Source organism: Streptomyces sp. WY228, assembly GCF_019287315.1.
GTDB lineage: Bacteria > Actinomycetota > Actinomycetes > Streptomycetales > Streptomycetaceae > Streptomyces > Streptomyces caviscabies.
In genome coordinates, this window is the sequence record NZ_CP079114.1 from 6,722,983 (window position 1) to 6,735,953 (window position 12,971).

Genomic DNA, 12,971 nt, shown 5'->3' on the forward strand with positions numbered 1-12,971 from the left:
GGCCACTCCCGCCCCCTGCGTCGCCCCGCACCTGCCGGGGAGACGGATCAGCTCAGGAGCTCGACCTCCGCGAGCGTCGCCGAGCCGTCCAGGACGAGCCGGTAGTGCTGGTACGCACCCGGCTCGGCCACCGAGAACACCCGGGTCTGCTTGTCCCAGGCGAACGACTGGCCGGAGCGGCGGTCGAGGTCCGTCCACTTCTCGCCGTCCGTCGAACCCTGGAGCGTCCAGCCCTTCGGGGCCTTGTCCGCCGCCGCCGAGGTCAGCGTGTACTGGACGCCCTTCGTGGCCGAGGCTGAGCCGTCGATCGGAAGCTCCACCGACTCCACCGTCGCCGTGGTGGCCGAGGTGTCGTCGAAGAGCGCGCCGTCGCCCTTGAGCGCGTCACCCTTGGGCGTCGGGACCTTGTCGTCCTTCTGCACCGAGACCGGGGCCGCGTCCTTGCCCGTGCCCCAGGCCGACGGCTTCGGGCCCATGGCGAACTCCAGCGTGCCGCCCTTGGCCAGCACGTCGTGCGGGAGCGCGGTGGAGGTCCACTTCTTGCCGTTTACCTTCACGCCCTGCACGTAGATGTTCTTGTCGCTGTTCTTCGGGGCCTTCACGACCAGCTTGCGGCCGTTGTCCATGCGGACGGTGACCTTCTTGAAGAGCGGCGAGCCGATCGCGTACTCCCCGCTGCCCATCACCAGCGGGTAGAAGCCGAGCGAGGAGAAGAGGAACCACGCCGACTGCTCGCCGTTGTCCTCGTCGCCGTGGATGCCCTGCCCGATCTCACTGCCGACGTACAGCCGGCCCAGCACCTCGCGGACCTTCTCCTGCGTCTTGTACGGCTGCGAGGCCGCGTTGTACATGTACGTGGCGTGGTGGGCGACCTGGTTGCTGTGCCCGTACTGGCCCATCCGCACGTCCCGGGCCTCGGTCATCTCGTGGATGACCCCGCCGTAGCTGCCGACGAACTCCGGGCCCGCCGTCTCCGGCGTCGAGAAGTACGTGTCCAGCTTCTTGCCCAGGCCCGCGCGGCCGCCGTACAGGTTGGCCAGGCCCCGGCTGTCCTGCGGGGCGGTGAAGGCGTAGCCCCAGCCGTTGGTCTCGGTGTAGTCGTAGCCCCAGACGCGCGGGTCGTACTGGTCCGAGGGCAGGCGCCAGTCGCCGTTCGGCTTCTTGCCCTGGAAGAACCCGGCCTTGTCGTCGAAGAGCTTGACGTACTTCTGCGCCCGGTTCATGAAGTACTCGGACTCTTCCTTGTACCGCGCCTTCTTCGTCTTCTTGTACAGCTCCTGGCCCATGCGGGCGATGCCGTAGTCGTTGACGTAACCCTCCAGGGACCAGGACAGGCCCTCGTGGGTGGCGGTGTCGGCGTAACCGGTGAAGACCGAGGTCTCCAGGCCCTTGCGGCCGACGCCCGAGGACGGCGGGGCCACGGTGGCGTTCTTGAGCGCCGCGTCGTAGGCCGCCTCGGCGTCGAACTTCACGCCCTTGACGTACGCGTCGGCGAACGCCACGTCCGAGCTGGTGCCGGTCATCAGGTCCGCGTAGCCGGGGGAGGACCAGCGCGAGGTCCAGCCGCCGTCCTTGTAGTGCTGGACGAACCCGTCCACCAGCTCGCCGGCCTTCTTCGGGGAGAAGAAGGAGTAGGCGGGCCAGGTCGTGCGGTAGGTGTCCCAGAAACCGTTGTTGACGTACACCTCGCCGTCGACGATCTTCGCGCCGGTCTGCGTCGGGGTGTTCTCACCGGTCGCCTTGGAGAAGGGGCTGGCGTACTTGTTCTTGCCCTTCACCTTCTCGTGGCCGGAGTTCGGGTAGAGGTAGAGCCGGTAGAGGCTGGAGTAGAGCGTGGTCAGCTGGTCGGCGTCGGCGCCCTCGACCTCGACCGTGCCCAGGACGTCGTCCCAGGCGCTCTGCGCCTTGCGCTGCACCTTCTGGAAGGACGCGGACTCCGGGATCTCCATCGCCAGGTTCTGCTTCGCCTGGTCGACGCCGATCAGCGAGGTGGCCAGCCGCAGGTTGACCGTGCGGTCCTTGCCCGCGTCGAAGCGGAAGAACCCGGTGACGTCGTCGCCCCCGCCGCCCTTCAGCTTGCCGCTGTCGGTGACCGGCGCGTCGAAGACGCCGTACACGAACATCCGGGTCGCACCGGTGGACAGGCCGCTCTTGACGTCCGTGTAGCCGGAGAAGGAGCTGGTCTTCGGATCCAGCGTGATGCCGCCGTCGTTCGAGACGTTGTCGAAGATCAGGCTGGCGTCCTTGCCCGGATAGGTGAACCGCATCCGGGCCGCGTGGTCGGTCGGCGTCATCTCGGCCTTGAGGCCGTTCTCGAACGTGACGCCGTAGTAGTGCGGCGTCGCGGTCTCGTTCTCGTGCCGGAACGGCAGTGCGCGGGCCGTCCGGGAGGCGTCCGGGGTGCCGGAGGCGGCCGAGGGCATCACCTGGAAGGTCTGCCGGTCGCCCATCCACGGGCTCGGCTCATGGCTGGCGCCGAAGGCCTGGAGCGTGGGGAGGTTGTCCTCGTTGTTGCCCCGGTGGTAGTCGTACAGCCAGCTCAGCGAACCGGCGTTGGTCACCGGCGTCCAGAAGTTGAAGCCGTGCGGGACCGCCGTGGCCGGAATGTTGTTGCCGCGCGAGAAGCCGCCGCTGGAGTTGGTGCCGCGGGTGGTCAGCGCGTAGTCCGACAGATGCGCCTTGCGCTTCTCGGGCTTCTTCGGGGCGATCGTGATGTCGTCGATCCAGCCCTGGAACTTCGCCGGGCCCTTGGGGGAGTCGTACGCCACCAGGATCCGGTCGACCGTCTTGCCCGCGGCGACCGTGCCGAGGCGGGCGGCGACCTTGTTCCACTGGTTGACGTAGAGGCGCTTGGCGTCCGCCTGGCCCTGCGGGGTCAGCAGCCCGCCGTGGCTGTCGGTGGCCTTCAGCTGGCTCAGGTACGTGCCGTCGGTGAAGGCGAGGTCCACCGCGACGTGCGTGGCCGGGTAGTTCAGGTCCGTCTCGCCCATCTGCGGATAGACGAGGTAGGACAGCTCGGTGTCCTTGGTGACGGCCGTGTTCACGTCGAAGATCTTGTTGTAGGAGTAGGCGCGTCCGTCGGGCGTGTGCGTACCCGCGTACCGCAGTGCCTTCTTTCCGGTGAATCCCGCGCCCGACTTCGCGGTGGGGGAGCCGGAGGGGCCGCGGTCGGGCTGGCTGCGCATCTCGTCGGGCACCGGCGCGGAGGTGTCACCGTTCGAGAACTGAACGTCGGCGAGCTGGAGCGCGTCCGCGCCGCCGTTCGCCGTGATCTCCAGCCGGAAGTGCTGGTACGCGGTGTCGCCCGCGAAGTCGTAGCTCTTCGTCTCGTGCCGCTTGGCGAAGGTCTCGCCGCTGCGGGTGTCGAGGTCGGTCCACTCCTTGCCGTCCGCCGAGCCCTTGAGCGTCCAGTCCTTCGGGTCGCGTTCGGCGTGGTCGTTGGCCGAAGTGAGCGCGTACGTCACGACCTTGACCGGTTCGTCCAGATCGAACTCGACCCAGCCGGTCTTCGCGAACGTCAGCCACTTGGAGCCCGGTTCGACGTCGACGAGGTTCTCCTTGACCTCGCCGCCGGCGGTGTTCTCGGCGCTCGCGCGGAGCTCCGTGACCCGGTCGGTGACATTGCCCGGTATGCCGGAGGAGAAGCCTCCGTCGACGCCGGAGGAGCGGGGCTTGCCGTCGGGGCCCTCCTCGACGGTGTTGCGCCAGTCCGGCTGCTTCTCGTCCGCCTCGAAGGAGGTGGTGAACGTCCGCTCGCCGGAGGGCTTCCGGTCCGGCGACGCGGGCTGGGCGGTGGCGACCGCGGGGGCGATCACCACCAGGGCGAGGGATGCCGCCAGGGCGGCTGCTGTGGGGGTCCGTCTCCGGCGCGGGGCCGGGCGGGGGACCGCGTGAGGGGCCTTGTCGGAGCCGTGGTTGAGGCCGCGTGGTGGCTGCATGCCGAGCCGTTCCTCCCCGGGAAAATGCATGGACAACGTTGTCATAGCGGGATGCAAGGTCCAGTAGGGATCCAAGTGACAGGACGTGTCAAGGGTGTTGCCGCAGGGCTCGTCGACGAATCGGCCGGAATGGGGAAATAGCCGCCGCGGGAGGAGGGGGCGCTGCGCCGAGGTGTCCGTGAGGTCTCAACTCGGGAAAGACTGCCGCCCAAACCTGCATTCGATCTTGCTCAGTTGGCGACGAGTGGACTATACCTGTCGGCATCTGCACAGCCGCTTCGCGCGGACGTGCGCACGGGGGATACAGAGACGGTCGCGAGGACGCCAGGGGTGTCCTCGCTGTACGGTCTTCCGGCATCCCCACTGCACCGGCCCTGTCCGGTACATCTGCATATCTGCACGACCCAAGCGCAACTGACCGCGGTGGCGGGGCCCTTCGCCTGAGGCGAATTTTCTACGGGCGACCGGTACACCGCCTGAGTCCTGGAGAAGGCGAGGACTTGAGCATGGGATCCACCTCCGCCCACAACAATGAGGGCCTTGGCCGTCGCGATCTGATCAAGCGTTCTGCCGCACTCGGCCTGATCGCTGTTCCGACGATGAGCTTCCTGTCCGCCTGCGCGAGCGGCGACAGCAGCAGCGACGACAAGGTCGAAAAGGGCGAAAAGACCGAGAAGAACCCGCTGGCCGTCAACGGCAGCGCGCCGCTGGAGATCGTCATCTTCGACGGTGGCTTCGGCACCAAGTACGCCGAGGACGCCAAGGCCGTCTACGAGAAGACCTACCCCGAGGCGAAGGTCAAGTTCTCCGCGACGCAGAAGATCCAGTCGGTTCTTCAGCCGCGGTTCAACGGTGGCACCCCGCCGGACCTGATCGACAACTCCGGCGCCCAGCAGATGGACATGGGCGTCCTGGTCGGCAAGAAGCAGCTCACCGACCTGACCCCGCTGCTCGACGCCCCCTCCATCGACGACCCCGCCAAGAAGGTCCGCGACACCCTGCGGCCGGGCATCGTCGAGATGGGCCAGTTCGACGGCGACCCGGTCTGGATCATGTACTACGCGTACACGGTCTACGGCGTCTGGTACTCGGAGACCGCGCTGGAGAAGCTCGACGCCACGTACCCGGAGACCTGGGACGACATGCTCGCGCTCTGCGCGAAGGCGAAGAAGAAGGGCATCGCCGGCTGGACCTACCCCGGCAAGCACCCCTACTACCTCCCCTTCTCGCTGTACCCCTTCATCGCCAAGATCGGCGGTGTCGAGGTCCTCGACGCGATCGACAACCTGGAGCCGAAGGCCTGGGAGCACCCCGCGGTCAAGGCGGCCTTCGAGGCGTACTACGAGCTCGTCGCCAAGGACTACATCCTCAAGGGCACCCCGGGCCTGGACCACCGCGGTTCCCAGGGTGCGTGGGCCCGCGGCAAGGCGCTGTTCATCCCGAACGGCTCCTGGGTCGAGAACGAGGAAGCGGCGATCATCCCCAAGGACTTCAAGCTGGCCGTGGGCGCCCCCTCCAGCCTCGACTCCTCGGACAAGATGCCCTTCGGCACCCTCTGGGCGTCCGGCGGCGAGCCGTTCATCGTCCCGAGCAAGGCGAAGAACCCCGAGGGCGGCATGGAGCAGCTGCGCATCATGCTCAGCGAGGCCTCCTCCAAGTCCTTCACCACGAGCACCAAGTCGCTCTCCGCCTTCAACGGCGGCACGGACGGCATCGAGCTCTCCGACGGCCTGAAGTCCGGTGTCGCGGCGCTGGAGAAGGCCGGCACCAACGTGGTCAACCCGCGCCTGCAGGACTGGTACGTGAAGCTCCAGAAGGAGCAGATCGGTGTCGCCGCGCTCGGCGAGATGATGGCCGGCCGCGCCAAGCCGGCCGAGACCATCAAGAAGATCCAGGCCTTCGCCGACGCGACCGCCAAGGACCAGTCCATCAAGCACTTCAAGCACCAGTGACCACGCGTCACCAGCGGCGGGCAGCACGGGAAGGTCGGAGTCGGTAACGATGCAACACGGTAAATACCGGTTCATAGTCGGGTTCTTGGTGGTCCCGATGGCGTTGTACGTCATCTTCGTCATCTGGCCCTTCATCCAGTCCATCTACTACTCGTTCACGGACTGGACGGGTCTGAGCCCCGACTTCAAGATGGTCGGGTTCGACAACTACACCAAGATGCTCGACGACGACATCTTCTGGAAATCGCTGCAGCACAGTGTGCTGCTGGCGGTGCTGCTGCCGCTGGTGACGCTGGGCCTCGCGCTCTTCTTCGCCTTCATGCTCAACGTGGGCGGGCGGCGCCGCAAGGGCGCCGCCGTCACCGGCGTACGGGGCTCGGGCTTCTACAAGATCGCGTACTTCTTCCCGCAGGTGCTCTCGATCGCGATCGTGGCCATCCTGTTCCAGTTCGCCTTCGACCCGGCCCAGGGCATGATCAACGGCACGCTCAAGGCCGTGGGGATCAGCGACGTACCGGACTGGCTGGGCGATCCCGAGCTGGCCCTGTGGTGCATCATGGCGGTCCTCGTCTGGTGCACGACCGGCTTCTTCGTGGTGCTGTTCTCCGCGGGCATGGCCTCCATCCCCAAGGACTTCTACGAAGCCGCCCTGCTGGACGGGGCGAGCCGCTTCACGACCTTCTTCCGGATCACGCTGCCCCTGCTGTGGGACACGGTCCAGTCCGGCTGGGTCTACATGGGCATCCTGGCGCTCGGCGCCGAGGGCTTCGCCATCGTCCACATCATGAGCGTCGGCCCCGGCGGGCCCGACTACTCGACCACCGTCCTGCCGCTGTACGTCTACCAGGCGGCGTTCCGTGACGGACAGGCGGGCTACGCGACCACGATCGGTGTCGCCCTGCTCATCGTGACCCTGGCGTTCGCCGCCATCGTCATGCGGGTGGGCCGGCGCGAGCGGCTGGAGTTCTGATGAAGACCACTGACACCCCTCCCTCCGGGCCCTCCGGCCCCCCGTCCGACGCCGAGGCGGCCAAGGTCCCGGCCCAGCGCGCCGGGACGGTCTCCAAGGGCTCGTCGGCCCCCGTGAAGAGCAGTGAGGGCCAGGTCCTCAACGTCTTCTCGCACGGGATGCTGATCCTGTGGGCGATCATGGTCGTCCTGCCGCTGTTCTGGGCGGTGATGTCCTCGTTCAAGACCGACTCGGACATCTTCAACACCCCGTGGTCGCTGCCGAGTTCGCTGAACTTCGACAGCTGGGGCCGGGCCTGGAGCCAGGCCCACATGAGCGAGTACTTCCTGAATACCATCCTGGTGGTGGGCGGTTCGCTCGTCGGCACCCTGGTCCTCGGGTCGATGGCCGCCTATGTGCTCGCCCGCTTCGAGTTCCCGGGCAACCGCTTCATTTACTTCTTGTTCGTCGGCGGCATGAGCTTCCCGATCATGCTGGCGCTGGTCCCGCTGTTCTACGTCATGGACAACATGGGGCTGCTGAACACGATCCACGGCCTGATCCTGGTGTACATCGCGTACTCGCTGCCGTTCACCGTGTTCTTCCTGACCTCGTTCTTCCGTACGCTGCCGACCTCGGTGGCGGAGGCGTCGATCATCGACGGGGCCTCGCACACCCGCACGTTCTTCCAGGTCATGCTGCCGATGGCCAAGCCCGGCCTGATCAGCGTCGGCATCTTCAACTTCCTGGGGCAGTGGAACCAGTACATGCTGCCGACGGTGCTCAACACCGACCCGGAGAAGCGGGTGCTGGCCCAGGGCCTGGTGGAGCTGGCCTCCAGCCAGGGCTACAAGGGCGACTACTCCGGCCTCTTCGCCGGCCTGGTGATCGCGATGCTGCCCGTGCTGGCCGCGTACATCATCTTCCAGCGCCAGGTCGTCTCCGGTCTGACGGCGGGCGCCCTGAAGTAGCGGATCACCTTACGGACACGGCCCGGTGCCCCGGCGGAGGATTCCTCCGCCGGGGCACCGGGCCGTGTCCGCGCACGTGAGCCCCTGCCCGCTCAGGTCTTGACGGGAGGCACCCCCAAACGGTCAGCTTAGAGTTCACATGTTGGAGGAAGCCGGGGTCTCATCGCTGCGGCCCCGGTCGGGGCGGTCCTCAGGGACCGCCCGCCAAGGGCAGGAGTGGATGAGTCGATGGAGACTCCCGGGTCGCAGACATCGCTGCACAGGGCCAATCTGGAGCGGGTCGTACGCGCTGTACGGATGGCGGGATCGCTCACCCAGGCGGAGATCGCCCGGAGCACCGGGCTCTCCGCAGCCACGGTCTCCAATATCGTCCGCGAACTGAAGGACGGCGGAACGGTCGAGGTCACCCCCACCTCGGCGGGCGGCCGCCGGGCCCGCAGCGTCTCGCTCAGCGGCGACGCGGGCATTGTCATCGGCGTCGACTTCGGCCATACGCACCTGCGCGTCGCGGTCGGCAACCTCGCCCACCAGGTGCTCGCCGAGGAGTCCGAGCCGCTGGACGTCGACGCCTCGTCCGCGGAGGGCTTCGACCGGGCGGAAGTCCTGGTCAAGCGGCTGATCGAGGCCACCGGCATCGGCCCGGACAAGGTGATCGGCATCGGGCTCGGCGTGCCGGGCCCGATCGACGTCGAGTCCGGCACGCTGGGCTCCACCTCGATCCTGCCGGGCTGGACGGGCATCAACCCCAGCGAGGAGCTCTCCGGCCGCCTCGGCGTGCCCGTGTACGTCGACAACGACGCCAACCTCGGAGCGCTCGGCGAGCTGGTCTGGGGCAGCGGGCGGGGCGTCAAGGACCTCGCGTACATCAAGGTGGCCAGCGGCGTCGGCGCCGGTCTGGTGATCGACGGAACCATCTACCGGGGCCCGGGCGGCACGGCCGGCGAGATCGGACACATCACCCTCGACGAGTCCGGCCCGGTCTGCCGCTGCGGCAACCGCGGCTGCCTGGAGACCTTCACGGCCGCCCGCTACGTCCTGCCGCTGCTCCAGCCCAGCCACGGCCCCGGGCTCACCATGGAGCGGGTGGTCCAGCTGGCCCGGGAGGGCGATCCGGGCTGCCGCCGGGTGATCGGGGACGTGGGCCGCCACATAGGCAGCGGCGTGGCCAACCTGTGCAATCTGCTCAACCCCAGCCGCGTCGTGCTCGGCGGCTCGCTGGCGGAGGCCGGGGAGCTGGTCCTGGGGCCCATACGGGACTCCGTGTCGCGGTACGCGATCCCCAGCGCCGCCCGGCAGCTCTCGGTGCTCCCCGGCGCGCTCGGCGGCCGTGCCGAAGTGCTGGGCGCCCTCGCCCTGGTGCTCAGCGAGATGGGGGATTCAACCCTTTTGGAGAGCACCCTCCCCGCAGCGACTCCTGCCTTCACTTAGATAACGAATGGCACCGTTGTCATCTCGTTAAGGATTTACTCCTTGACGCTGACGCTGCGGCCGAGTTGACTTCCAGCCACCTCGGCCGCAACGTCGCGGCCTCGTCAGGGAGGTTCGAGAATGAACACGCGTATGCGTCGTGCCGCCGTTGCCGTTGCCGCCACCACGATGGCGATCTCGCTGGCCGCTTGCGGGAGCGCCAAGGAGTCCGGCGACAAGGCCGAACAGAGCTCGGAGAAGAAGGGCGACGACCTGAAGATAGGTCTGCTCCTCCCCGAGAACCAGACGGCCCGTTACGAGAAGTTCGACCGGCCGATCATCGAGAAGAAGATCGACGAGCTCACCGGCGGCAAGGCGAAGGTCACCTACGCCAATGCCAAGCAGGATGCGAACACGCAGGCTCAGCAGGTCGACACCATGATCACCAACAAGGTCGACGCCCTCATCCTGGGCTCGGTCGACTCCAAGGCGATCGCCAACAGCGTCAAGAAGGCCAAGGACGCCGGCATCCCCGTCGTCGCCTTCGACCGCCTCGCCGAGGGCCCCATCGACGCCTACACCTCCTTCGACAACGAAGAGGTCGGCCGGGCCCAGGGCACCGCCCTGCTGGAGGCCCTGGGCGACAAGGCCGACGGCGGCACGATCGTGATGATGAACGGCGCGATCACCGACCCGAACGCCGCGCTCTTCAAGTCGGGCGCCAAGTCCGTCCTCGACGGCAAGGTGAAGTACGGCAAGGAGTACGACACCAAGGAGTGGAAGCCGGAGAACGCCAACGCCAACATGGAAGCGGCGATCACCGCGCTCGGCAAGGACAAGATCGACGGCGTCTACTCCGCCAACGACGGCATGGCGGGCGGCATCATCACCGCCCTCAAGGCCGCCGGCATCGACCCGCTCCCGCCGGTCACCGGCCAGGACGCCGAGCTCGCGGGTGTGCAGCGCATCGTCTCCGGTGAGCAGTTCATGAGCGTCTACAAGTCCTACCCCGCCGAGGGCATCGTCGCCGCGGAGATGGCCGTCGCCCTCGCCAAGGGCGAGAAGCTCGACTCCATCGCCACCTCCAAGGTCGACAGCGCCACCACCAAGGGCATCCCGACGGTCCTCGTCCCGGTCGTCTCGCTGACCAAGGACAACATCCAGGACACCGTTCTCAAGGACGGCATCTGGACCCTGGACGAGATCTGCACGGCCAAGTACAAGGCCGAGTGCGACAAGATCGGTCTGAAGTAGTCCTCAGGGGCCCCGGCCCCCGGGACCCGGCCCGCCCCCGAGCCGCCGGGTCCCGCCCGTCGCAACGCCCAGCGCGCCCGCGCGAGGGCGCGGCGGCCCCACCGCCCGCGTACGCGAGAGCCGTACCCCGGCCCGCGCGCGCACGAAGCCTGTCCGGCGCCCCGCACATCAACCGTCCCGCTACCGGGCGGGGCGCCGGACGGAACGCTCACACCTCATCTGTTCTTTGCTCGACACCGCCGCACCTTCCCCCGGGTGCGGCATCCCCGCCGGTCAGGCGGCGAAGGAGATGGTTCATGTGTCCGCTACGCCCGTGTTGGCGTTGCGAGGGGTCTCCAAGCGATTCGGTGCCGTACAGGTACTCACCGATGTAGAGCTTGAGGTCCACGCCGGCGAGGTGGTCGCCCTGGTCGGCGACAACGGCGCCGGTAAATCAACGCTGGTCAAGACGATCGCCGGAGTGCACCCCATCGATGACGGTGTCATCGAGTGGGAGGGCAGGGCCGTGCAGATCGACAAGCCTCACGACGCCCAGAACCTCGGCGTCGCGACCGTCTATCAGGACCTCGCGCTGTGCGACAACATCGATGTCGTCGGCAACCTCTACCTCGGCCGCGAGCTGCGCAGGTTCGGCGTCCTCAACGAGGTCGAGATGGAGCGCCGCTCCCGTGAGCTGCTCTCCACGCTCTCCATCCGCATCCCGAGCGTCCGCATCCCGATCGCCTCGCTCTCCGGCGGCCAGCGCCAGACCGTGGCCATCGCCCGGTCGATGCTCGGCGAGCCCAAGCTCGTCATCCTCGACGAGCCGACCGCAGCCCTCGGCGTCGAGCAGACCGCCCAGGTCCTCGACCTCGTCGAGCGGCTGCGCGAGCGCGGTCACGCGGTCATCCTCATCAGCCACAACATGGCCGATGTGAAGGCCGTCGCCGACAAGGTCGCCGTGCTCCGGCTGGGCCGGAACAACGGTGTCTTCGATGTGAAGACCACCTCCCAGGAAGAGATCATCTCCGCCATCACGGGCGCCACGGACAACGCCGTGACCCGACGTGCGGCGCGCAACGCGGAGGTTTCCAAGTGACCACCGACGAGACCACCAACCCGGTGGACGAGAACAGCACCTCGCTGGACAAGGGCACGGCCGTCGCGGACGCGCCGCCGGTCGGCAACCCGGACGCGGCCGAGGGCGCCGCCACGGTCGTCGACCCCCGTCTGCTCATCCGTGAGCAGGGCTTCGCCGGCTACCTCACCGAGTTCAAGCGCAAGATCAGCGGCGGTGACCTCGGCTCGATCCCGGTGGTCGTCGGCCTCGCGATCATCGCCATCGTCTTCCAGAGCATGAACTCCGAGTTCCTCTCCGCGAAGAACATCAGCGACATCGCGGTCACCATGGTCGCCACCGGCATGATGGCCGTGGGCATCATCTTCGTCCTGCTGCTCGGCGAGATCGACCTCTCGGTCGGCTCCGTCTCCGGTGTCTCCGGCGCCCTCGTCGCGGTGCTCAGCGTCACCCAGGGCCTCAACGAATGGCTGGCGATCCTCGTCGCCATCGTCAGCGGTGCGGTGATGGGCGCGATCCACGGCTTCTTCTTCGCCCGGATCGGGGCGCCGGCCTTCGCCGTCACCCTGGCCGGCCTGCTGTTCTGGCTCGGCTTCATGCTCCAGCTGCTCGGCGACTCCGGCACGATCAACCTCGACGGCGAAGGCGTGGTCGGCCAGCTGACCACGTACTACTTCACCGATGTCGCCGCCGCCTACGGGCTCGCCGCCATCGCGGTCCTCGGCTACTTCGCCGCGGCCTTCCTGGACACCCGCCGCCGCGAGGCGGCCGGCATCCCGGCCCGCCCGATCGCCGACATCGTGGTGCGCACCGTCGTCCTCGCGGTGTTCGCCTTCGCCGCCGCGTACATGTTCAACCAGTACCGCGGCCTGCCGCTCGCCCTGGTCCTCTTCCTGATCGTCCTGGTCGGCACGGACTTCCTGCTGCGCCGTACGGCCTACGGGCGGAAGATCTTCGCGCTCGGCGGCAGCGTCGAGGCCTCCCGGCGCGCCGGTATCAACGTCACCGCGATCCGGATCTCCGTCTTCTCCATCGCGGGGACCTTCGCGGCGATCGGCGGCCTGTTCTGGGCCTCCAAGATCGCGGCGGCCAACCAGGGCTCCGGCACCGGCGACCTCCTGATGAACGTCATCGCGGCGGCCGTCATCGGCGGCACCAGCCTCTTCGGCGGCCGCGGCCGCACCTGGAACGCGCTGCTCGGCGTCATGGTCATCGTCTCCATCCAGTACGGACTGTCGCTGGAGGGCATCGCCACGCCGATCCAGTACATGGTCACCGGCGCCGTGCTGCTCGCCACGGTCGTCATCGACTCCGTCACCCGTAAGACCCAGAAGACCGCGGGCCGCGCCTGACCGCGGAACCGCGCAGGTGCCCGGTACCCCACGGGGGTGCCGGGCACCTGCGCGTGCGCGGCACGCGGCGTTCGAACACAGGCTCCCGCTG

The 12,971-nt window shown here is 67.9% G+C and carries 8 protein-coding genes; 7 read left to right on the forward strand and 1 reads right to left on the reverse strand.

Annotated elements, in window-relative coordinates:
• Nucleotides 1-47: 47 nt before the first annotated feature.
• Nucleotides 48-3,938 (reverse strand): GH92 family glycosyl hydrolase, encoded by a 3,891-nt coding sequence (locus tag KV381_RS29440; protein WP_103536898.1) that lies wholly within the window; start codon nt 3,936-3,938, stop codon nt 48-50.
• A gap of 506 nt (nt 3,939-4,444) precedes the next feature.
• On the opposite strand from KV381_RS29440, the gene ngcE reads away from it, so the two are divergent.
• From ngcE to KV381_RS29475, 7 genes are all read left to right on the forward strand, one after another.
• Nucleotides 4,445-5,890 (forward strand): N-acetylglucosamine/diacetylchitobiose ABC transporter substrate-binding protein, encoded by a 1,446-nt coding sequence (gene ngcE / locus KV381_RS29445; RefSeq protein ID WP_030079760.1) that lies wholly within the window; start codon nt 4,445-4,447, stop codon nt 5,888-5,890.
• Between the two features lie 49 nt (nt 5,891-5,939).
• Nucleotides 5,940-6,860, forward strand: coding sequence for a carbohydrate ABC transporter permease (locus tag KV381_RS29450; RefSeq protein WP_030631771.1), 921 nt, complete (start codon nt 5,940-5,942; stop codon nt 6,858-6,860).
• A complete protein-coding gene (locus tag KV381_RS29455; protein ID WP_030079756.1) occupies nt 6,860-7,810 on the forward strand; it encodes a carbohydrate ABC transporter permease in 951 nt (316 codons plus the stop codon). Before KV381_RS29450 ends, KV381_RS29455 begins: the two co-directional genes overlap by 1 nt.
• Before the next feature lie 228 nt (nt 7,811-8,038).
• Nucleotides 8,039-9,238 (forward strand): ROK family transcriptional regulator, encoded by a 1,200-nt coding sequence (locus tag KV381_RS29460; protein ID WP_030079755.1) that lies wholly within the window; start codon nt 8,039-8,041, stop codon nt 9,236-9,238.
• A gap of 120 nt (nt 9,239-9,358) precedes the next feature.
• Nucleotides 9,359-10,471, forward strand: a complete 1,113-nt coding sequence (locus KV381_RS29465; protein ID WP_030079752.1) for a sugar ABC transporter substrate-binding protein — start codon at nt 9,359-9,361, stop codon at nt 10,469-10,471.
• Nucleotides 10,472-10,760: 289 nt separating this feature from the next.
• On the forward strand, nt 10,761-11,549 hold the full coding sequence (locus tag KV381_RS29470; RefSeq protein WP_030079750.1) for an ATP-binding cassette domain-containing protein: 789 nt from the start codon (nt 10,761-10,763) through the stop codon (nt 11,547-11,549).
• Nucleotides 11,546-12,880, forward strand: a complete 1,335-nt coding sequence (locus KV381_RS29475) for a sugar ABC transporter permease (RefSeq protein ID WP_179889381.1) — start codon at nt 11,546-11,548, stop codon at nt 12,878-12,880. Before KV381_RS29470 ends, KV381_RS29475 begins: the two co-directional genes overlap by 4 nt.
• Nucleotides 12,881-12,971: the final 91 nt, after the last annotated feature.